24 protein-coding genes are annotated in these 22,835 nt (G+C 31.5%); 18 read left to right on the top strand and 6 right to left on the bottom strand.

What is annotated here, in order from left to right; translation table 11 throughout:
- Positions 1-9: 9 nt before the first annotated feature.
- The 7 genes from nuoH to RH99_RS03425 are packed head-to-tail and all read left to right on the top strand — an operon-like array spanning position 10 to position 7,034.
- The gene (gene nuoH, locus RH99_RS03455) at positions 10-1,047 is read left to right on the top strand and encodes an NADH-quinone oxidoreductase subunit NuoH (RefSeq protein WP_010233990.1); all 1,038 of its coding nucleotides are present in this window, start codon (positions 10-12) and stop codon (positions 1,045-1,047) included.
- 5 nt (positions 1,048-1,052) lie between these two features.
- A complete protein-coding gene (locus RH99_RS03450) occupies positions 1,053-1,445 on the top strand; it encodes a NuoI/complex I 23 kDa subunit family protein (RefSeq protein WP_010233986.1) in 393 nt (130 codons plus the stop codon).
- On the top strand, positions 1,442-1,933 hold the full coding sequence (locus RH99_RS03445) for an NADH-quinone oxidoreductase subunit J family protein (RefSeq protein WP_010233983.1): 492 nt from the start codon (positions 1,442-1,444) through the stop codon (positions 1,931-1,933). The genes RH99_RS03450 and RH99_RS03445 overlap by 4 nt, the downstream gene beginning before the upstream one ends.
- Positions 1,934-2,242, top strand: a complete 309-nt coding sequence (nuoK, locus tag RH99_RS03440; RefSeq protein ID WP_010233981.1) for an NADH-quinone oxidoreductase subunit NuoK — start codon at positions 1,934-1,936, stop codon at positions 2,240-2,242.
- A gap of 8 nt (positions 2,243-2,250) precedes the next feature.
- On the top strand, positions 2,251-4,104 hold the full coding sequence (nuoL, locus tag RH99_RS03435) for an NADH-quinone oxidoreductase subunit L (RefSeq protein ID WP_243441439.1): 1,854 nt from the start codon (positions 2,251-2,253) through the stop codon (positions 4,102-4,104).
- Complete coding sequence (locus RH99_RS03430) at positions 4,105-5,628, top strand: complex I subunit 4 family protein (protein WP_010233975.1); 1,524 nt, start codon at positions 4,105-4,107, stop codon at positions 5,626-5,628. It begins immediately after the preceding gene.
- The gene (locus RH99_RS03425; protein WP_010233973.1) at positions 5,628-7,034 is read left to right on the top strand and encodes an NADH-quinone oxidoreductase subunit N; all 1,407 of its coding nucleotides are present in this window, start codon (positions 5,628-5,630) and stop codon (positions 7,032-7,034) included. Before RH99_RS03430 ends, RH99_RS03425 begins: the two co-directional genes overlap by 1 nt.
- A gap of 148 nt (positions 7,035-7,182) precedes the next feature.
- Here the strand turns inward: RH99_RS03425 and ubiE are convergent, their stop codons facing one another.
- The 6 genes from ubiE to RH99_RS03395 all read right to left on the bottom strand — a co-directional run bounded on the left by ubiE (position 7,183) and on the right by RH99_RS03395 (position 12,205).
- Positions 7,183-7,899, bottom strand: coding sequence for a bifunctional demethylmenaquinone methyltransferase/2-methoxy-6-polyprenyl-1,4-benzoquinol methylase UbiE (gene ubiE, locus RH99_RS03420; RefSeq protein WP_010233971.1), 717 nt, complete (start codon positions 7,897-7,899; stop codon positions 7,183-7,185).
- A gap of 15 nt (positions 7,900-7,914) precedes the next feature.
- Positions 7,915-8,541 (bottom strand): CPBP family intramembrane glutamic endopeptidase, encoded by a 627-nt coding sequence (locus RH99_RS03415; RefSeq protein ID WP_010233969.1) that lies wholly within the window; start codon positions 8,539-8,541, stop codon positions 7,915-7,917.
- A 285-nt stretch (positions 8,542-8,826) separates the two neighbouring features.
- Positions 8,827-10,212 carry a 4Fe-4S binding protein gene (locus RH99_RS03410; RefSeq protein ID WP_010233967.1) on the bottom strand — a complete coding sequence of 462 codons (1,386 nt, stop codon included), beginning with the start codon at positions 10,210-10,212 and terminating at the stop codon, positions 8,827-8,829.
- 20 nt (positions 10,213-10,232) lie between these two features.
- Entirely contained in the window at positions 10,233-10,772 is a 540-nt protein-coding gene (locus tag RH99_RS03405; RefSeq protein WP_010233965.1) for a FixH family protein, read from the bottom strand.
- Positions 10,773-10,847: 75 nt separating this feature from the next.
- Positions 10,848-11,342: a DoxX family membrane protein gene (locus tag RH99_RS03400; protein WP_010233963.1), complete on the bottom strand. Its 495-nt coding sequence runs from the start codon at positions 11,340-11,342 to the stop codon at positions 10,848-10,850.
- 29 nt (positions 11,343-11,371) lie between these two features.
- Positions 11,372-12,205, bottom strand: a complete 834-nt coding sequence (locus tag RH99_RS03395; RefSeq protein ID WP_010233959.1) for a polyprenyl synthetase family protein — start codon at positions 12,203-12,205, stop codon at positions 11,372-11,374.
- A 326-nt stretch (positions 12,206-12,531) separates the two neighbouring features.
- Here RH99_RS03395 and RH99_RS03390 point away from each other — a divergent pair, with 326 nt between their 5' ends.
- The 11 genes from RH99_RS03390 (at position 12,532) to RH99_RS03340 (ending at position 22,829) form a co-directional block, all read left to right on the top strand.
- Positions 12,532-13,908, top strand: coding sequence for a sensor histidine kinase (locus RH99_RS03390; protein ID WP_010233956.1), 1,377 nt, complete (start codon positions 12,532-12,534; stop codon positions 13,906-13,908).
- Between the two features lie 43 nt (positions 13,909-13,951).
- Positions 13,952-14,647 carry a response regulator transcription factor gene (locus RH99_RS03385; protein ID WP_010233954.1) on the top strand — a complete coding sequence of 232 codons (696 nt, stop codon included), beginning with the start codon at positions 13,952-13,954 and terminating at the stop codon, positions 14,645-14,647.
- A gap of 142 nt (positions 14,648-14,789) precedes the next feature.
- Positions 14,790-15,935 carry an isochorismate synthase gene (locus RH99_RS03380; protein WP_010233952.1) on the top strand — a complete coding sequence of 382 codons (1,146 nt, stop codon included), beginning with the start codon at positions 14,790-14,792 and terminating at the stop codon, positions 15,933-15,935.
- A 138-nt stretch (positions 15,936-16,073) separates the two neighbouring features.
- Positions 16,074-17,723, top strand: a complete 1,650-nt coding sequence (menD, locus tag RH99_RS03375) for a 2-succinyl-5-enolpyruvyl-6-hydroxy-3-cyclohexene-1-carboxylic-acid synthase (RefSeq protein ID WP_010233950.1) — start codon at positions 16,074-16,076, stop codon at positions 17,721-17,723.
- Positions 17,724-17,851: 128 nt separating this feature from the next.
- A complete protein-coding gene (locus RH99_RS03370) occupies positions 17,852-18,241 on the top strand; it encodes a hypothetical protein (RefSeq protein WP_010233948.1) in 390 nt (129 codons plus the stop codon).
- 513 nt (positions 18,242-18,754) lie between these two features.
- The gene (locus tag RH99_RS03365; protein ID WP_010233945.1) at positions 18,755-19,636 is read left to right on the top strand and encodes a hydrogenase small subunit; all 882 of its coding nucleotides are present in this window, start codon (positions 18,755-18,757) and stop codon (positions 19,634-19,636) included.
- A gap of 40 nt (positions 19,637-19,676) precedes the next feature.
- Positions 19,677-21,092, top strand: a complete 1,416-nt coding sequence (locus RH99_RS03360) for a nickel-dependent hydrogenase large subunit (RefSeq protein WP_010233943.1) — start codon at positions 19,677-19,679, stop codon at positions 21,090-21,092.
- Between the two features lie 2 nt (positions 21,093-21,094).
- Positions 21,095-21,568 carry a HyaD/HybD family hydrogenase maturation endopeptidase gene (locus tag RH99_RS03355; RefSeq protein WP_010233941.1) on the top strand — a complete coding sequence of 158 codons (474 nt, stop codon included), beginning with the start codon at positions 21,095-21,097 and terminating at the stop codon, positions 21,566-21,568.
- A gap of 9 nt (positions 21,569-21,577) precedes the next feature.
- Positions 21,578-21,919 carry a hydrogenase maturation nickel metallochaperone HypA gene (hypA, locus tag RH99_RS03350; protein ID WP_010233939.1) on the top strand — a complete coding sequence of 114 codons (342 nt, stop codon included), beginning with the start codon at positions 21,578-21,580 and terminating at the stop codon, positions 21,917-21,919.
- Positions 21,920-21,922: 3 nt separating this feature from the next.
- Positions 21,923-22,612, top strand: coding sequence for a hydrogenase nickel incorporation protein HypB (hypB, locus tag RH99_RS03345; RefSeq protein ID WP_010233937.1), 690 nt, complete (start codon positions 21,923-21,925; stop codon positions 22,610-22,612).
- 13 nt (positions 22,613-22,625) lie between these two features.
- Positions 22,626-22,829, top strand: a complete 204-nt coding sequence (locus RH99_RS03340) for a Sec-independent protein translocase subunit TatA/TatB (RefSeq protein WP_010233935.1) — start codon at positions 22,626-22,628, stop codon at positions 22,827-22,829.
- Positions 22,830-22,835: the final 6 nt, after the last annotated feature.

The following is a 22,835-nucleotide window of genomic DNA, read 5'->3' as shown; positions in this document are numbered from 1 at the left end:
GAGGGAAAAATGGAGAATATCTTTATAAATATATCTAGCTTGGCCAAAAAATTGATTTTGGCATTAGGAATACCACATATTTTTGTGAGTATAATTATGAGCGTGCTTTATTTTATAGCTATTGTAGTTTTTGTTTTGTTAAATGCTATGTATCTGATTTATCTAGAGAGAAAATTTTGTGGCTTTCTGCAGCAGCGTCTAGGTCCAAATCGATTTGGGCCTAGAGGGTTGTTTCAGAGCTTAGCTGATGTGGTCAAGCTTTTAGGTAAAGAGGATATTATTCCGAGCAAAGCAGACCGATGGGTTTTTCGGTTAGCATCTTTATTAGTGATGGTTCCTGCGCTATTAATCTACGTGGTTTTACCCTTTGGCAAAAATATGATTGCAGCTAATTTAAACTTGGGTGTAATTTATTTTATAGCCATTTCCGGAACTGCTTCTGTACCCATTCTAATGGCGGGATGGGGATCTAATAATAAATATTCTCTCTTAGGAGGAATGCGAGTAGTTGCTCAAATGATTAGCTATGAAATACCTATGATTTTTTCTCTTCTTGGCATTGTCATGCTAAGTGGTTCTTTAAAATTGACAGAAATCGTTGGAGCACAACATAATGTCTGGTTCATTTTTCTACAGCCTATTGCCTTTGTTGTCTACTTTATTGCTGCAACAGCTGAGTTAAATAGAGGACCTTTTGACTTGCCTGAAGGAGAACAGGAAATAGTAGCTGGACCATTTACAGAATATAGTGGAATGCGCTATGCACTTTTTTATCTTGCTGAATACACCAATATGTTTGCTATTTCAGCACTTATAGTCACTTTGTTTTTAGGTGGAGCAAGTGGTCCTATATTACCTTCCTGGATTTGGTTTATATTAAAAACCTATGTAATAATTTTATTATTCATGTTGGTTCGCTGGACTTTTCCTAGATTTAGACTGGATCATATGATGTCTTTAAATTGGAAATATCTTATTCCTATTTCTTTAATGAATGTTTTATTTACAGGGATAGGTATTAAAATCTTTCAGTTAATTAAGGGGTGAGTTAGATGTTTGGTAAAGGATTAATCAATGGTCTTAGAGTAACCTTAGGGCATTTATTTGAAAAAAATATTACAGAGCAGTATCCAGAACAGCATCCTAAGTTACCACCACGTTCACGTTGTTCTTTTAAACTGGATTCAGAGAAATGTATTTCTTGTGGTATTTGTGCTTTGAGCTGTCCTAATAGAGTTATTACCATTGACAGTTATAAAGATGAAAATAATAAAAGACATTTAAGTAAGTATGAAATGGAATTAATGTATTGCCTTTTTTGTGGACTTTGTGTTGAAAGCTGTCCTAGTAAAGCGTTACAGTCTACTACTAATTTTGAATTAAGTACTTATAATAGAGCTGAAACCAAATTGACACTATTCAGCAGTAAGGGGGACTTATTATGATTTCATCTTTTGTTTTTTGGCCTATAGCAATTCTAATTTTAGCTTGTGCCATAGGCGTGGTCCGTTCAAAAAATATTGTACATAGTGCACTATTACTGATATTAACATTTATAGGTATCGCAGTAGTTTTCATTTTACTTGAAGCGGATTTTCTGGGTTTAGTACAGATTTTAATTTATGCGGGTGCTATTTCTATTTTAATAGTATTTGCTATAATGCTTACACGAAAAAATGAAATGAAAAATAGTAATCCATTTAATAAATTAAAATGGGTCAGTCTAATATTTTGTTTAGGATTTTTTGCGCTGATTGCACGTTTGATTCTAGTGAGTCGTTTTACTTATGAAAATTTAGAAGTAAAAAATACCATTGGTTCTATTGCAGAAGGATTCTTTGGAAATTATATGATTCCATTTGAAATTTCTGCCATACTTTTGTTAATTGCTATGGTAGGAGCCATTATTTTAGCTAAAGGAGTGAAAAATTAAATGGTTGGTTTAGAGGGTTATCTTCTATTAGCAGCAGCTTTGTTTTGTGTTGGACTTTATGGAGCTTTTGCAAAAAGAAATGTTATCAGTGTATTAATGTCGGTGGAAATTATGATGAATGCAGTCAATATTAATTTAGTAGCTTTTAATAAATTCTTAGCACCCGCAAAAGTTACAGGACAGCTTTTCGCTATTTTTGTCATTGTGGTTGCAGCAGCTGAAATTGCTGTAGGTTTAGCTATTATCTTAAATATTTACCGCAGCCGTAATACAACTAATGTAGAGGATTTCAATATTTTGAAATGGTAGGTGTTATTATGATATTTATAGGTTTAGCTTGGTTAATTCCAATATTTCCAGCAATTACATTTTTACTTATAGCCTTTATTACAAAAAGATTTAAACGTATTAGTGCAATAATTGCAATAACAGGAATGTCCCTTTCGCTTATATTTTCTTTAGGTGTTTTTTATGACGTTATTGCTTCTGGAGTTAGTATTAATCAGCCTGTTGAATATGCTGTTTCATGGCTTTCGGTTCCAATTAATATTGCAGCAGGAGTATTAATGGATCCACTTACCGCAATTATGCTTCTAATTGTGACTTTTATTGGATTGTTGGTGGAAATATATTCCTTAGGATACATGCAAAATGATCCAGGGTTTTCTAGATTCTTTGCAAATTTATCGCTGTTCAGCAGCTCTATGTTAGGTTTAGTTATTGCCAATAACTATTTTCAGATGTTTTTTTTCTGGGAATTGGTAGGTTTATGTTCCTATCTTCTCATTGGTTTTTATTTTCATAAGCATTCAGCTGCAAGAGCTAGTAAGAAAGCATTTATTGCCAATAGAGTGGGAGATTTTGGATTTTTATTAGGAATCCTTTGTCTTTTCATAGCTTTTGGAACTTTTAATTTTAGGGAACTTGCTGTTAGTATTCCCACTTATCCCAATGTTTTCTTCCTTACTATTGCAGCATTATTAATTTTTGCAGGTCCAGTTGCAAAGTCAGCTCAATTTCCACTGCATGTCTGGCTTCCGGATGCTATGGAAGGACCAACACCAGTAAGTGCTTTAATTCATGCAGCTACAATGGTGGCAGCAGGTGTGTATCTCCTTGCACGCGGTTATATCTTATTTTCCTCATTACATGAAGTGAGTTTAGTAATTGCTTACATTGGAGGAATAACTGCCTTTATGGCAGGTACTATTGCTTTGGTGCAGAGGGATTTAAAAAGGATATTGGCTTTTTCAACAATGAGCCAGTTAGGTTATATGGTTATGGCAATGGGTGTAGGTGGATTTACCGCTGGTGTATTTCATCTTACCAGTCACGCATTTTTTAAAGCTTTATTATTTTTAGGTGCTGGTAGTATTATTCATGCTATTGGTGTACAGGACATTTTTAAAATGGGTGGTCTAATTAAAAAAATGAAAATTACCAGCTGGACTTTCATTATTGGTTCTTTAGCCTTGGCAGGGATTCCACCTTTGTCTGGTTTTTTCAGCAAGGATGAAATTTTGTCTGTAACTTACGAACATGGCTATAAGTTCTTATATTATTTAGGTTTAATAACAGCATTTTTAACAGCTTTTTATATGGCGCGTCTGGTTTTTACCGTCTTCTTTGGCCAGGAAAAGCAGAAGCATTCAGTACACGAAAATCCTTGGAATATGACATTGCCTTTAATAATATTATCAGTTTTTGCAATATTCTATGGTTTCCTCAATAAGACTTTTGCTTCATACATATATTTTCAGGCGGCCCAAAGTACATTACCAAACCCAATCATTATGGGTGAATCGGTGGCGGCAGCTTTTGGTGGAATCATATTAAGCTGGCTTATTTATGGTAAGCAAGTAGTGTCAAGTGAAGCCCTTAGTGTGAGATTCAAACCAATTCATCAACTTCTTTTTAATCAATATTATTTCAATGAGTTTTATAATTGGATATACGATAGAATTGTTTTAAATATTTCTCATTTCTTCCATTGGTGTGATCGAAAGATAGTAGATGGAATTTTTGATAATACTACTTCTTTAATAAAAAGGATGGGTATAAGACTTAGATTTGTTAACTCGGGTAGTGTGCAGAATTATGCTTTCATTTTTTTTATAGCAATTGCTTTCATAATTCTATGGTTAGCAGCACCGATTTTAGGAGGGATATAGATGCAATTTCCGATATTAACATTAATATTATTAGCACCGATTTTAGGTATTATGATAATACTTTTGCTTCCAGCAACTAAGGTGAAGGAAATAAAAGTAACCGCAGCAATTGTCACTTCAATTTCATTGTTGTTATCCATTGTAGCTTTTGTAACTTATAATAGAGGAATAGGTGGGCTTCAATTTATGGAGACATATCCATGGATACCTGCCTTCGGAATTAATTATTCTGTGGGAGTAGATGGTTTAAGCTTGCCTTTGATACTGCTTACCTCCATTGTTATTTTTACAGGTGTTTTTGCATCATGGAAAATGGAGAATAGAATCAAGGAATTCTTCATATTTCTACTATTATTGGTTGCAGGTGTTTTTGGGGTATTTATTTCCCAAGATTTATTTTTCTTCTTTCTATTCTTTGAAATAGCTGTTATTCCAATGTATATCTTAATCGGCGTTTGGGGAAGTACTCGGAAAGACTACGCAGCAATGAAGTTAACTCTGTATTTATTGGTAGGTAGTTCAATTGTTTTAGTTGGGATCATTGCAACCTTTGTATATGGCAATAGCCTAGGGATAAGAAGTTTCGATATTCAAACTCTTAGCAGTATTAATTATAGTTTTGGTTTTCAGAAATTTGCTTTTTTTCTAATGCTAATAGGCTTTGGCATTTTAGTTCCTATGTGGCCCTTTCATACATGGTCTCCTGATGGGCACGTAGCTGCACCAACAGCTGTGAGCATGCTCCATGCTGGAGTTTTGATGAAACTAGGCGGTTATGGAATTATCAGGGCAGGAATATTTCTTTTCCCAGAAGGTGCAAAATACTGGGTTCCTTTAATTGCAGTACTATCTATTGCCAATGTAGTATATGGTGCTTTGGTTGCCATGGCTCAAAAGGACTTGAAATTTGTAATTGGCTATTCTAGCGTAAGTCATATGGGATATGTACTTTTGGGGATTGCCTCTTTAAATTTTGCAGGAATTGACGGGGCAGTAGCGCAGATGTTTGCTCATGGTATTATGACAGCTTTGTTCTTTACTTTAATAGGTAATATTTATCATAAGGCTCATACAAGAGAAATTGCTCAATTTGGAGGACTAATGCATCAGATGCCAAGAATAGCCATTGGTTTTATAATTGCCGGCTTTGCATCACTGGGTTTGCCAGGGCTAAATAATTTTGTTGCTGAATTTCTCATATTTGTAGGTTCCTTTAGCAAAACAACAAAATTATTTTCAGTTATACCTTTTAAAGTCATCTCAATTTTAGCTGTTCTAGGAATTGTCATTACAGCTGTTTATATATTGAAGGTGATTCAAGATACTTTCCTTGGTCCTAGAAAAAAAGAATGGGATCACTTAAAAGATGCTAAAGGTGTGGAAATGATTCCTATAGTTATCTTATCAGGTGTATTAATATTTTTTGGCCTATTCCCAGCACCGTTAATTAATCTTATTCATAGTGGGGCAATTCCCTTGATTAAGAGAATATCAGAAGCAGGGATTATCGGGAGGGGATTTTAATGGTTAGCTATATAGTTGAACTCTTAACTGCGACTTTATGTATTATTCTTTTGGTAGTAAATTTATTACTGCCAAAGCATAAAGAGAAATTTGCATTGCTCACAGGAATAGGTCTTTTCACAATTTTAATAATTTCTTTATTTAATGGCAGTCATCCACAAAATTTGTTTGGTGGAGCTTACATTATTGATTCTTTTAGTATTTTTTTTAAACAGCTATTTTTAATTGCTGCCATTTTAACTGTTTTAGTTTCTAAAGATCATATAGTATCTAAACAAGGAGAGTTCTATGCCTTAATTGTTTCAGCACTTTTGGGAATGATGGTTATGGCATCCTCTGGAGAACTTATAACCCTGTATATGGGGCTAGAACTAATGACCATTTCTTTTTGTATTTTAATTGCTTATCAAGGGGATGAAAAGTCCAAAGAAGCAAGTTTAAAATATATTATTTTGGGTGCAATGTCTTCAGCAATTTTTCTGTATGGATTAAGTCTAATGTACGGTGTAACGCAAACTACCATTATTAAAGAAATTGCAGATGTGTTAAGAGCAGGACAGTTTGTACCATTAGAAATACTGGGAATGATATTTCTAATGGCAGGTTTTGCTTTTAAAATTTCTATTGTTCCTTTTCATATGTGGGCACCAGATATTTACGAAGGAGCACCTACTTCAATCACTGTATTTTTGGCAGTAGCATCTAAAACTGCTGCTTTGGTAGTACTACTAAGACTTTTTATAGGCGGCATGTCATCTGTTTCTAGTTATTGGGTTGAATTAATCATTCTCTTATCTGTTTTAACCGTTATATTAGGTAATCTAGTTGCCATTCCTCAGACCAATATCAAAAGAATGTTAGCTTACTCAAGTATTGCACAAGCTGGCTATTTTTTATTGGGTGTTATTGCTAATTCAAGCCTTGGTGTGGCATCCATTTTACTATATAGCTTATTTTACATTTTTGCCAATATGGGTGCTTTTGGGGTTGCAATTGCTGTTTCTAAAGCAACAGGTAGTAATGAAATTAAAGATTATGCTTGTTTAGCGCGAAGGTCACCTTTTCTGGCGGCTGTCATGCTCATTTCTTTACTTTCCCTGGCAGGAATGCCACCATTGGCTGGATTTATAGGAAAATTTTATCTTTTCTTAGCTATAATAGAGAAGGGACAATTATGGCTAGCATTTTTAAGTATTGGTATGAGCGTGGTATCATCATACTACTATCTTAGAGTGGTTAAGGTCATGTACTTTGGAGAAGGGCCTAAGGAATTTGAAGCAATTACTGTTTCCAAAAGCACCAAATTAGCATTATCCGTATCCATGATAGCGCTTGTTATTCTTGGAATTTACCCAAACCAATTAATCAATGTGGTCTTAGCGGTTTCTAAAGCGTTTTTGCCGTAACAAAAGAAGTGCAGGACCTTTAATTTGGGGAATAATTTAAGGCAGTCCAACGGTAGAATGGGCGAAAAGTAGATTATTTGAAAAAACATTAAAACTCGCTATAGAAAAGTAGCGAGTTTTTTATGTGTTACAAATACGTGTAAACAGGTTATTTAAGTACAACTGGTTTTGTACCGTAGTGTATAGAAGCTATACCTCCAGACAGAGATTTGTAGTTAGCATCATTGAAGCCTATGGATTTAAAGGCATATTTAAGTTCAGCTTTTGACATAAATTTGTTTACAGAGTCTCTAAGATAGGAATAGGCATTTTTACTACCAGTGCCTAAATATCCAATAATGGGAAGCATATTGTTAAAATACAATCCATATAATTGCTTAAATATAGGTATTTGTGGAGTTGATAATTCTAAGCATATTACCTTTCCACCTGGCTTTAGTACTCTGTAGATTTCAGATAGTGCCTTTGTTTTATTGGGAATGTTTCTTAATCCAAAGGCAATAGTTACACAATCAAAGCTGCAATCTCTAAAGGGAAGTGCTTGCACATCACCTTTAAGTAATTTAAATTTATAGTCAGTAATACTTTTATTAAGATTTTTATAACCTACCTCAAGCATAGCTTCATTGAAATCTAAACCTATAACTTCAGTGCTCTTACCAACTTTTTTGCAGGTATAGTATACCATTTTACCAGTACCGCAGCATAAATCTAAAACTTTACTATTTTCATTTATATTTGAAATATTTATAGCTTTTTTTCTCCAAAGACTATCAATATTAAGAGTTAATACTGTATTCAACATATCATATTTTTCAGCAATAGATGAAAAGATATTTTGAACATTTGACTTTTGACTGAGCATATTATAACCTCCTTTTTATATTAGTGGGAATAAAACAAATATTGTAAGATCCCAAAGTGCGTGTGATATAATTACTGGTATAAGAGTTTGTTCTTTCTTATAAAGCCATCCCCAGTATAATCCACATACAAAAGCTGCCAAAACTAACATGATGTTTCCAGTGATAATGTGTACTAATGCATAAAGTACTGCTGATAAGATATATCCTTTATTTTCTCCTAATATTCTAGCTAAGGTTGTTTGAATAAAGCCTCTCCAGTAAATTTCTTCTCCTGGACCAATTAAGAAAAGAAGTAGTACACTTATAAGTTTTAGATTTTCTTGTGATCTATTATTGTAAATTGATAATATTTCTGTATCCTTGAATGAAAACAAATATCCTGATACTATATTTCCAAAATAAAATATAGCATATAACACAATAGCTGAAAAAATACCTAAAAGTATATCTCTAAAGCTTACTTTCTTAAATATAAAAAAGCTATTTTTTGAAAATGAAGCACTAAGTATTAGAACAAGAATAGAAAAGCTCATTTCTATCCAAAAGTTAAAAGGCTTAATAACAAACAATAGATACCATAGAACTGATGCTAAAATTAATGTGAAAAATATATAAGTCAAACTTTTTTTATTTTCAGCCAAAATATCATCTCCATCTAAAGGTTAAAAATTCATATTAGCTAATTTAAACAAAATAATATTTGTTATATGAAATCAATATATAAGAAGAAATAATAATAATAGAAATTATATGGCTATATGGCTAATATAATGAATTAATATAAATATTTTATAAAGAGAGACCATACTATCATCATTTATCTGATAACTAGGAGCTATAGCATTTGAAGCTACATGTCTAAGTCATTGATTTTTGATGAAAGATATGGTCTTAAAATTTTAATATCTAGATTTTAATAGCTTAAATTACATACGCATTGCCATTGGAAGAGCAAATAATATAATATTTACAACTGCTAAAAACACTATTAAGATTGTATAAACAACTGTGGTTTTCAAAGCATTTTTGTTGCCATAAGTATGCTTTGAAATCCTATAAACGGTGTATATTGAACCTAAAGCTCCAAGCCCAATTAAAATGAACTGAAGTGCTTGTATAGTTTTATTGTCTAAGATGGCTGTTGACCCATGCATCTCTACTCCAAAAAGTTCTACAAAGGTGAAAATTACAGATTTACCTTCTGCTAGTAAATGAAATAAGTTATGAGCTATATGACCTGCTAAATCCAATGGTATAATAGCATATCCGAATCTAGCAAAGTTTTGTTTAACTGAATCTCCATTAAATTTCTTTGCAATTAATCCTGTTACAGAAAGTAAAAAAATAGGAATTAGCATTGCAATAATAAAAGTTACAGTGAAGGTTACATAGTAACTTGTAGTTCCAGTTACATTTTCCAGCCAGTTTAAGATATCTTTCCATATATCCACCATAGTAATATTTTGAACAAATACGATACCCATAATTACAACAGCTAGAAATGATTCTGGAAGCTTAGGTTTACGAATAAACCATAATTCTTTAGTAGGTACACGTGGGTACACTTTAATAGAATCATTAGGGCAGTTCTTTACACAGTTACCACAAAAATTACATTCTGCATTGCTTTCCATGGTTCTTGGGAACTCAAACATTGGGCATCCATCGGCTTTTTCACTACCTTTATAACAGGCAAGTACCTTACATTTAGCACATTTTTCTGGAGTTGCTCTTAATTCCATCATGCCAACTCTTGTATAGTTACCAGATACACCACCAAGGAAGCATAGATATCTACACCAAGTTCTGCGTTCAAAGAATGCACCTGAAAAAATAACTCCAGCAGTAATAAGTAGCAGTACAACTGCTGAACCACGAGGTGATTCAACAACTCCCCAAACATGGTCACTCCAGGTTATCATTATAAACATTGCATCTATAATCCATATTCCGTATTTTCTTAAGAATTTAGGAACTGGTCGGTTGTTTCCCACAAACTTTTGAACAAGATCATTTATAAGGCCAAAGGGACATATAGCACACCAGAATCTACCAAGAACAAATAACATAATTGGAAGTATAGGCCACCATAGTACCCATGTACCAGCTGTACCAAAGTTATCATGAGCAGTAGATGGACCAACTAATAATTCATAGACAATAAAAGCAAAAATAATTAAAACTGGCCATTGGAATATACCAGGATACCATTTACTTTGTATAAACTTTTTAAATATTTTATTGTTAAGTAAATTTACCTTAGATGAAGAATTAGAATCTTTTTTATCTGTATGTTTTTTCTTTTCTTCCATAAGAATTAATTCCTCACTTTCTATGCTGCTGAAGCTTTTTTCTTATTTTTAGATACTGCAGCAATAATGATAATTATAACGACTACTCCTAGAAATCCACCTATGATGAACCAATTAGGACCAGAGCTAGCTATTTTTACATCAAAATCAGCCATTTTTTCCTGATTTTCTACCGTGAAATCTGTTTTTACTGTCCAATTACCCTTATCAGAAAAATTTATATTTCCTGTATATTCGCCCTTTTCATGTCCTGCTTTAAAGCTAATAGCTTCAGGTTTAGAATTATTCATCTTCATATCATCCATACTGTTTCCTGGCATTTCAGCAGTTACTTTAACATTTGCATTTTCTAACGGTTGTCCTTTTTCATCATAAAGCTTAATTGTTAACTCATTATCACCGGTTTTTACTGTATCACCGCTTAAAATTAAATCAACTTTTATTCCATCCACATTTTTTTCAATTTTAGTTCCACCACCGCTATTCGCTAGTGCAGTTGTGGATAATATAAGTGTAAAAAGTAATCCTAAAAGCAGATTTTTCATTAATTTTTTTCCCATGTTATAAAATTCCTCCTAAATATAATTAATTTAATAAATTGAATTCCATATACATTCTATTAAGATTTTAACTAGTTACTTTTTATAAAATACGCTGCTTATTCTAGGTAAAATAAATCTATCAAGACCTAAAATATATGCATTAGTACCAGCAACCATGAGCAGAATAGCTGCAGTATACAAAATAGGGTTTGTGCTGGTTGTACCTGCTAACATATAGTTCAAATTCATGAAAGCTCCTGCAATAAGACCAATAATAGTTAAAGCTCCAAGAATTAAAGAAATACCAACTAATATTTCTCCAAATGCAACCAAGTAACTAAAAACTTCAGCGTTGGGTAAGGCAAAGCTTTTAATAAAACTTGCATACCATCCTTGCACTAATGGATGTTCTCCAGTTGCTTTTGATAGTGCACCTTTTAAAAATCCAGTTATAGATACGCCAGCTTTACTACCAATCCAACCTTGACCGGTAACTTTTGCTATTCCTGCAGTCAGCCATTGATATCCAAGCCAAACACGAAGAACTGTCCAAATTATACTAAATCTTTTGTCACGAAATATTTTCATAGTTTTAATCTCCAATCTATTTTTTTATTTTATATTTCAATGCTAGACATTTCAATGGTAGGTTCATAGAAATCTAATACATAATCCACTAGATTAATCAGGCTTTCAATATAAATAGAATTTTTAATATTTTTAAGGGCATCTTTAGCAGTAGATGCAAATTTAAAAGCATCTTCTATGCTTATATTTTTTATAGCAACTGGATCCTTATCAATATAGTCATTTAATATTTGATATGCAATACCTAAATTATGACCATAATTCGATAGTGCGTTAATTTCTTTTTCATTTGCACCAGCTAAAGTAGCTCCAAGGCCACAGCATACACTCATAAAAAATGCTGTCTTTCCTTCAACTATTTTCAAATACATTTCACGATTTATAGTTGAGGTTCTAGCATTTAATATTTCAGCTATAGACATAGTTTTTATAACTTTTACCATAGTTTTTGAAAAAATTTTTGGCAGTTTGTCTGAAAAAATAAAAAAAGCTCTGGAATATAATGAATCACCAGCTAGTATAGCTATTTTATTTCCATAAACTTTATTGAGTGCTTGTTGATTACGTATTATTGAGTCTTCATCAATGATATCATCATGAATTAGACTTGCATTATGAATAAGTTCAATACCAACGCATAGTTGCGTTAATTCATGATATACACTTTCAGGCAATTGATTATTTATGGCTTTGGCTGATAATAATGCTAATATCGGGCGAAGATATTTTTCTGAGTCCGAGAAGAAGTATTTAAAAATGTCTCTTGCTGAAGTACCACCTAGACTTTTCATGACAGCTTTTAATTCAGCTTCTACTTCACGAAGTTCTTTGGTTATTGGCAAATAAATTTCACTAAATTCCACTTGTTACACCTCTTTCTATGTGATTTATTAACTCAACTATATTGAACCGAATGGCTTAAGTATATAAATTTTATATGAAGATATTATGAAGATGAAAAATAAAATTAGTAAGCTGATAGATATGGTTTTGCAAGCTAAAATGCTGCGACTGGTGTATTTTTATTTTTGTTAGCTTGTAACTTCATAAAATCAACATATTAATTTGATAAAATAATTTAGAAATATAATAACTAAAATTATCAGATATAATTTCTAAAAATCTATTTAGTATAACGTTATCTGTAACATATGATAAAGCTTGTATAATAAATTTGGAGGTAATATTTTTGCAGAGCATTAGAAGAAGATTGAGTATAATAATAATTTCTTGTTCAATTATTGCTGTTATTTTATCAGCACTGTCTGTTAACTTTACACTTAACAGCACCTTTAATAAATATATGGTGAATATCCAGAACCAAAGGAACAATAGGATTGTAGATTATTTTCAACAAGTATATAAAAGAGATAAAAAATGGACTATAAATTCTGGGGAAGAAATGATGCATGAAGCTTATATGAGCAACTATTGTTTAACTCTTTTAGATGCTAATAAAAATGTAGTTTGGGGTATGAATCCTGATGACATAAGAGAACGAGCTCACACAATAATGCAAAAAGCTGATAATAACAAAGGAATTTATGTATCAAATTCCTTTGAAATTAAGTCGGCTGGAAAATTGGTGGGCTATGTGGAAATTGGTCAGTATTCTCCAATTCTACTAACGCAGCAGGATATAAATTTTAAAATGTCAATAAATAGAAGTATTATTATAAGTGTTTTAATAGCAATTATTATTGCTGTTGTAATAAGTATAATTATATCAAAGCAATTTTCTTCACCTATTAAAGCAGTTTCAGATACTTCTGTTAAACTTTCTAATGGAAACTATGATGCTACCTCAAATATAAAAAGTAATATAAAAGAACTCAATAATTTAACTCAGAGCATAAATACCTTGGGTAAGAGATTAAAAGAGCAGGATCAGCTTAGAAAGAGACTAGTTTCAGATATTTCTCATGAAATAAGGACTCCGTTAAACATTCTTCAAAATAACTTAGAAGCAATGATTGACGGAATATTTCCTGTAAATGAGGAACGCTTGAATTATCTGAATGAAGAGGTCATAAGGTTTGGAAAATTATTGAATAACTTAAATATTTTAAAAGAATTTGAGGAGGAAAAATTAAATTTAAATATGACTACTGTATTTTTAGATGAACTTGTTTCTTCTGTAAGTAATGAGTTTTCTATTGATTTCAGAAACAAAAATATTAAGCTTAATTTGAATATTGAAAAAGATAAAAATTTTAAAATAGTAGGAGATGAAGATAAGCTTAAGCAGGTTTTTATAAATTTATTAACTAATGCTATTAAATTTACTCAGCCTGGAGGAACTGTGTGTATTGATTTGGACGTAAACAAGGATAAGGTTATAATTAAAGTAAAAGATAATGGTATGGGTATAAAAAAGGAAGACTTACCTTATATTTTTGAAAGATTATATAGAGGAGATAGGAGTCGAAATGAGATAGAAGGAAGCGGGATAGGGTTAACTATTGTAAAGAGAATAATTACTCTTCATTCTGCGACTATTAATGTTGATAGTATTGCTGGTATAGGAACATCATTTACATTATGTTTTAATACTAAAATGCTTTAAAATACAAATTGATAATCATTATTTAAAAGATAGGAGAATAAGGATGAATACTATTTTAATAATCGAAGATGAAGTAAAAGTATCAGAGGTAATTAAAGCTTATCTTGAAAAAGAGGGTTACAAAGTATATTGCACAACTAAAGGATATGAGGGACTTAGTTTATTCAATAAAATAGAGTTTCAGCTGGTTATATTAGATCTAATGCTTCCAGATATTGATGGTGAAGAGGTTTGTAAGATTATAAGAAAAACATCAGATGTGCATATATTCATGCTTACTGCAAAGGTAGAGTTAAGTGACAAAATTCAGGGACTTAATATGGGAGCTGATGAATATCTCACTAAACCATTAAGTCCAAGGGAACTTACTGCAAGGGTGAATGCTTTGTTTAGAAGAGTAGATTCTAATAAATTAACAATGCTTTCATATGACAATGGGAAACTTAAGATTGATAAAGAAAAGCGAACTGTGGAGGTAAAAGGAGAATATACAGTTTTGACTCCCAATGAATTTGAACTTCTATATACCCTTGCTTCAAATGAAGGTAAAGTTTTATCACGTGAACAACTTATTCAAAATATATATGGTATTGATTTTGAAGGATATGATAGAACTGTAGATGTTCATATTAAAAATTTAAGAAAAAAAATAGAAGATAACAGTAAGGTACCAAAATACATAATTACTGTTATTAAAGCAGGTTATAAATTTGGTGGTGAGAGAGACTCAAAGTATTAGTTTTCTACTGAGTTTTCGGTTTCATTGGTTTAAAGTAGTGAATGTAAGTGCAGAACCATCTTCATAAAACCTACATAGCGTTATATTATAATAAATCCACAAGAGAACTAAAGATTTATTCGTAATTAATGAGGTGGATAACTTGAAATATCAGAAAATACAAATCAAATTAGATAGTTCACTTACTTTCTTAAAGTACTTTAAAAATGAAGAATGTTTTTCATTTTATAATCCATTAAAAAAGGAATTTATCCTTGGGGCAAAGCGTTTAAAAGCTTTTTATTCGGAGAAAAGTTTAAAAAATTATCCATATACTTTTTCATCAATGACATTCTTTAATTTTATTCAAGATGAAAAGTGGTCAGGTTTTGGAAACGAAAATATTGCATTTGAATATTATTTGGTTGAAAAGGAAGGTAAACAGACACTTTATTATTTAAAGGATTTTGTTGAAATTGAAAGTATGGAAGTGGAAATTTGCAGACATTCTTTCAGATGTGTAATGGATGATTATAAAGATTGGAAGCAACTATTCTCTGCTGCCCATAATGCTATATCAAATAAAGAATTAGATAAAGTTGTTATTTCAAGAGAAGTTAAAATTCAGTGTGATGAATCGATAAACACAGAAAGCATTTTGCAAAATCTTTTGAAGCAGAATGAAAACAGTTTTATATTTTCATACTGTAAAGATGGAAAAACCTTTCTGGGTGCAACACCTGAAATTTTAATTCAAAAAGAAAAAAATAATGTTTTAAGTTATGCCTTAGCTGGTACTGTTTTGCGGAGTGATAAAGAGGATGAATGTGAAAAGAAAAAACTATTAATTGATACTAAAAATCGTCAGGAGCATCAAATCGTCATTGATTCAATAGCTAATTTAATGAGGAATTTTACAGATGAACTGGTAGTGGATGAAACAAAGATTTTGACACTTAAAAATTTATATCATTTACAAACCTGTATTCATGGAAATAATACAAGTAGAACATTGCTTGAATGGGTAAAGCTGTTACATCCTACACCAGCATTAGGTGGAAATCCTGTAAATAAAGCATTGGAACTTATTAGAAGATATGAAAAGCATGAAAGAGGCTTGTATGCTGCTCCAATAGGAATAATAGATGAAGATGGGGACGGGATTTTTGTAGTAGGAATACGATCTGCACTGATTGAAAAAAATACAGTCTATGCATACAGCGGTTGCGGTATAGTGGATAAATCAAATTGTGAAAGTGAATATATTGAAACTACAAATAAATTGAAAACTATAATTGAAAGTTTATAAGATGATTATTTGCTGTAATACTCGATCTTAAAGATTGGGATAACAACGATACGTCATTGGGTAATTTAATTTAAATTTAGTTTGTGAATACAAATTGTCACTAAGTTCAGATTTACCTATAGTTGAGAGGGGAAAGAAATGACAAATTACATTGCAGCTTTAGTGGATGAATTATATGAATTAGGTGTTCGGGATGTTGTAATTAGTCCTGGCTCACGATCTACACCTTTAGCATATTTATTTTGCGAACATAATTTTAATAATTTTGTGAATATTGATGAACGATCTTCTGCCTTCTTTGCACTTGGAATTGCAAAGGAGTATGAAAAACCAGTAGTATTAGTCTGTACTTCAGGCTCAGCATCAGCAAATTATTTACCTGCAATTGTAGAGGCAAAATATTCAGGAGTGCCATTAATTGTTTTAACAGCTGATCGCCCCTTTGAATTGCGTAATGTTGGTGCACCACAGACAATTGATCAAAATAAAATATTTGATAATTTTACTAAGTATTATGAAGAATTACATTTACCAGAGGAAAATGAAAATATGTATCGTTATGTGCGTGTAGTTATGCAAAAGGCATATTCAAATGCTATGTCAAAAGAATATGGGGTAGTTCATATTAATGTGCCACTTAGGGAACCTTTAATTCCAGAGTTTAGCAAGGTAGATTTTAGTAAAGGCCGATTTGAAAATAAATTTGAATATATAAAAGGTGAAAATCAAGTTATTTTTGAACCTTCAATTTTAAAAAACAAGAATGGTATTATTATTTGCGGGGGAGATGCATATTTAAATTATCATAAAGAAGTTATAGAATTAGGAGAACGGTTAAAAGCACCTATATTGGCAGATCCAATTTCAAATTTTAGAAATTATTCAAGTGATATAATTGTTGATAGCTATGATGCATTTCTAAAAAATGATAATATTAAAAGAGAATTGAAGCCTGAGTTTATAATTCACTTTGGGCAAGTAGCTGTATCAAAACGCCTTCAACAATTTTTGTCTATGCATAAAGATGTTCTATACTTACAAGTCTGTGAAACATTTTACTATCATAATCCAGCTCTTTCTACGAAAAAATATATTGTTTCATCACCCAAATTGTTTGCTCAGTTTATTTCTATAGAAAATAGTAGCAAAGCTTACTTATACAAATGGTTAAAATATCAAAATCAAATGCGGAAACAATTAAATAGTGCTAAAGAGGATATAAACTTATTTGAAGGAAAACTAATTCAAATGATGCAAAATATGCTTCCAGATGGAAGTAGATTAGTTGTTTCAAATAGCATGGCAATTCGTGATATGGATTATTTTTTTGAAGCACGAAATCAAAATATAAAGGTATTGTGCAACAGAGGAGCAAATGGAATAGATGGTATTGTTTCTACTGCATTGGGAATATCTACATCAAATAAACCAACGGTATTATTAACTGGCGATTTATCATTTTATTATGATTTAAATGGATTGCTAATTGGAAAAACACATAATTTAAATTTAATTATCCTATTATTGAATAATAATGGTGGAGGTATATTTAGATATTTACCACAAAGTAAAGAAAAAAATTTCAGTTATTTATTTTTAACTCCTCATAAGATAAACTTTGAAGGTATAAAAACTTTATATGGTATAACATATTATAAGGCAATTGACTATAAATCATTTGAAAATGCTTTCAATGAAGCATTAATTTTAGATGGAATTAAGCTTATTGAAGTGAAAATTGATTCTGAGTTAAGTAAGATGCTTCATGATAAATATACAACTTTGTAGAATAAATTAATGTGAGGATAAGTTCTTTAAACTTAGAAAAATTTAATATTATATAGCTTCATAATAGCTCCATAATTAAGCAGTACAATAAACATATAAAGAAAAAATAATTATGGGAGTGATATTAAATGAAAAATAAAATTTTGGTTTTAATAATATCAGGTGTACTTGTAGTAGGTAGTATTTCAGTTGCATATGCAAAGGGAAGAAACAATATAAGTTCCGATAATTCAAGTAGACCAGTGCTGAGTGCACAAAATATAGGATCTCAGTCAAATGATAGCTTTAACAATATGATAAAGATAATGCAAGATAATGGTTTTAGTGATGAAGCAAAGGCTATGCAAAATAGAGATTATGATGCTATGAATAAGTTTATGAATAATTTGAATGATGATGATTATAAAAAGATGATTGATATAATGCAAAACAATGGATATGGATTTATGGCTAAGATGATGGAATCTGTGGGCAAAGACAATATGACAAAAATGCATCAGGACATGATGGGAAACTAATATTGTGCTTTATTAGTCATGTGAAAAGAGTAATTCTCTTTTTACATGACTTTTTTAATAAGGATAAAGGTATAAACAATTTTTAACATTACATTTCTTCATAAAATTTTATAAGTATTTTGTACAACAAGTCTTAGGAAAACAAAGATAGTGATAAATATACAACTCTGTATAATCCAATGATAAACTCAAATTAATCAAGATTAGTGACAAGAAATTTAAGCATATTGATAAAATAAGAGAAATTCTAGCCTGTAGATTAAAATAGAAGCTCTATTGCAGCTTCGTTTTATAAAGTTAAATATAATGAAAAGTATAATTATATTTAACTTTAAATTAAAAATAATTTAACCATTACATAACTTATAAATAGGAAATGTGTTTTATCCTAGTATTAGACATATGTTATTAGTCGGTAAAAGAGGAAGAAATAGAGTTATAGTTTTATCTCCAATTAGGATAACAATGTTAATCCATGCATGAAATCATAAAAAATATTAAAGGAGTGTTACTATGAAAATTAGCAGAAGAGACTTTCTAAAGTGGTCTGCAGCTACAGCAGTAGCTCTAAATCTTGAACTGGATATGGATAAGTTTAATACAGTATTTGCAGCAGAAACAGATCCTCCGGTTATCTGGTTAAATGGAGCTGGATGTTCAGGATGTACCATATCAACTTTAAATGTTACTAATCCAACAACTATTGATGATGTACTTTTAAACAAAATAAGCTTAAAGTACGATACTACACTTATGACACAATCTGGGGATTCTGCAATACAGACTCTTGATCAAGCTGCAAATACTTACAATGGTCAATTTATACTTGTAGTTGAAGGTGCAGTACCAACAGGTTCAAGTGGAAACTACTGCATAATTGGTGAGCAAAATGGTTTACCTTTAACATTACAGCAGGCTTTATTAAATTATGGTCCTATGGCTAAATATGTAGTTTCAGCAGGAACTTGTGCAGCTTTTGGAGGAGTATCGGCAGCTAGCCCTAATAGTACTTCCTGCCAATCAGTAGAAACATTATTAAGTGGTAAAACTGCTAATCCAGTTATAAACCTTTCAGGATGTCCAGTTCATCCAACAGTTATGGTTCAAACACTTTTGAATCTTATATTAACTGGAATGCCAGCTTTAGATAGCGAAAATAGACCAACTCAGTACTATGGGACTGCTCTTCACTTTAACTGTCCTAGACGTGGAGCAGGATCTGCAGGTCAGCCAGGTGTATATGGATGTTACAAAAGCATAGGATGTAAAGGGCCAGGGTGTGAAAATGTATGTTCTACTATGCAGTGGAATAATGGAGTAAGTTTTTGTACTATATCAAATTATCCATGTATTGGTTGTGCTAATCCAACGTTCCCTACAAATCCATTGTGCTAATCATGACTAATAATTAAAAAAAGGAAGGGATGATATATAAATGAGTACATTAGTATTAGATCCAATAACAAGATTAGAAGGACATTTAAAAATTAATGTAACACTTGACTCAAATAATAATGTAACAGCAGCACAGGCTTCAGGAGGTCTTTACAGAGATTTTGAAAATATGCTTCTAAATAGAGTGCCAAAGGATGCAGCATTTTTAACACAGAGAATATGCGGACTATGTCCAGTTTCACATGCTATAGCTTCATCAAAGGCAATAGAGCAAGCAGCTGGATTTACACCTACCCTACAAGGATTACTTTTAAGAGATCTTATTCAAGGTTCCAATTATATAGCAGACAATCTTCTACATTTTTATCATCTATCTTTAATGGATTATGTTCAAGGACCACAAATGTCCCCATGGACACCAGGATACAGCCAGGATTACAGATTTAATTCAACAGATAACCAAAACTTGGTTAACAATTATATAACTGCACTATCAATAAGGAGACAAGCTCACGAAATGGGAGCAATATTTGGTGGTAAGCTTCCACACGTTGCTAATGTTGTACCAGGTGGTGTAACTGCAATACCAACCTCAACAGATATAACTAATTTCAAAAATTATTTAACTACAATAACATCATTTATTACAAATACATATCAAGGGGATGTTAATAATTTAGCTTCCACCTATAGTGATTACTATAGCATAGGTGCTGGCTATGGTAATTTAATAGCTTATGGTGTATTTGATACAAATACCACTGGAGGTAAGTTATTTCCAGCTGGTATAGTAACTAATGGAACATTAGGAAGCTTTAGTCAGGCTAATATAAAAGAATATGTAGGAAATTCCTGGTATTCCTCACCATCTGGAGTAAATCCAGCTAGTGAGACAACAACACCAAGCTATGGAAAATCAGGAGCATATACTTGGCTTAAGGCACCAAGATATAGTGGACAACCTTACGAGGCAGGTTCATTAGCAAGAACTTGGGTAAGTGGAGATTATAGACATGGTGTATCAGTTATGGACAGACATATGGCAAAATATACAGAAACAGCTAAACTTGTAAGCAATATGAGTACTTGGATAAATGAGATAGTAACTGGTACAAGTGGATACACTAATATAGGAACTCCAACTTCAGGAAGTGGAATAGGATTAACAGAAGCATCAAGAGGAGCTCTTGGACACTGGGTATCAGTATCAAGTTCTAAAATATCAAAATATCAGATTATTACACCAACCTGCTGGAATGCTTCACCAATGGATGACAGCGGTAATGTTGGTCCAATAGAAAAAGCACTAATAGGAACTCATGTAGCTAATACAACTCAGCCAGTAGAATTACTAAGAATAGTGCACTCCTTTGACCCATGTACAGGATGTTCAGTACACGTAATGTCACCTGAAGGAGTAGAAATGTCTAAATTTATAGTACAACCAGGAGTTTAATTATGAAAGATACTGTCATCATAGGAATAGGTAATATACTTTTAAAAGATGACGGTGTAGGAGTCTGTACAATAAGAGAGTTAGAGAATGAAAAGCTTCCATCTACTATAGAATTAGTAGATGGAGGTACTTCTACACTGGATACATTAAGTTATTTTCTAGATTATAAAAAAGTAATTATTGTAGACTGTTTAAAAGCTGGATATGAACCTGGTACTATATATAAGATTAATCCAGAAGACATAAAAAGCTATAAAAGTGAAAATTTATCTATACATGATGTTCAAATTTTGGATGTAGTCAAAATAGCAAATATGTTAGGTAAGTTTCCAAAGGTCACAATATTCGGAATAGAGCCTGAAAAAATATGTTTAGATACGGAAATGACAGAAACTATGAAGAATAAAATACCTGAAATTATAAAACTGCTTAAGATGGAGTTAAATCTTAAAGAAAAGCAAGAAAATGTAAGTTAGGTGATAAATATGCATGAAGTTTCAATTATGCAAAATTCTATAAAGATTGTTTTAGAAAAGGCTAAGGAAAATAACTTAAATAATATATCTAAAATTACTATAAAGATTGGAGAACTTTCTGGAGTAATGTCTGATTCACTAATATTTGCATTTAACAGTTTATCTAAAGGAACTATAGCTGAAGGAGCAAAGTTCTTAATAGAAAAAGTTGATGCAACAGCTATGTGTGATGACTGCGGTATTACATTTGAAATAGATCATTTTAATAAATTATGTCCAAATTGCAATAAGTTTTCAACTAACATTTTAAGTGGATATGAACTCTATGTTAATACAATTGAAGGAGAATAAAGAATGAGTGAGATTAAGGTAGTAACAAATATACTTCAAACCAATGACGAAATAACTGCAAAGAATAAAGAAATATTAGACGAAAAGGGTATATATGTTGTTAATTTGATGAGTTCACCTGGTTCAGGTAAAACATCAATACTAGAAAAAGTTATTGCAAAACTTAAAGATGATATAAAAATTGCAGTTATAGAAGGGGATATTTATACCACAAAGGATGCAGAGAGAATTGAAGCACAGGGGATACCGGTTGTACAAATTAATACAGGCGGAGCCTGCCATTTAGATGGAGATATGATTAAAAATTCACTAAATTCATTAAATTTAGATGAGGTTAATCTGCTTGTTATAGAAAACGTAGGTAATCTTGTGTGCCCTGCTGAATTTGAGATTGGTGAGGATATAAAGGTATGCGTTTTAAGCACAACTGAAGGAAATGATAAACCACTTAAGTATCCTTTAATGTTTGAAAAAAGTGGGGCAGTTATTTTGAATAAAGTAGATTTAATGCCATTTACTAATTTTAATAGAGAAGAATTTTATTCAGATATTAATTCTTTAAATGCTAACGCTATTACTTTTGAAACAAGCTGTATAAAAGATGAAGGAATAGCTGAATTATGTGCATGGTTAATAGATAAGGTTTTTGAAAAGAGAAAAAGTAAAAATTCAACATATAAAATAAATTTTTAGGAGGAAGAATATTATGCCAAGAATAGGATTTCCAGAGTTAATTATGATATTAGTAATTGCATTAGTGATTTTTGGACCAGGAAAGTTACCTTCAGTAGGTAAGTCTATAGGGGAATCAATTAAGGAGTTTAAGAAAGCTTCAAGTGAAATTACTAAAGAAAGTACTGCTGAAAGTACCGCTGCTGCAACAAAGTCAGAAGAAAAGAAAGAAGATTAGTTAGAG

It is taken from the genome of Clostridium arbusti SL206 (assembly GCF_000246895.1).
GTDB classification, from domain to species: Bacteria; Bacillota; Clostridia; order Clostridiales; family Clostridiaceae; genus Clostridium_I; species Clostridium_I arbusti.
Note: the sequence above shows the minus strand (reverse complement) of the source record. Positions and strands in the feature narration are given on the sequence as shown.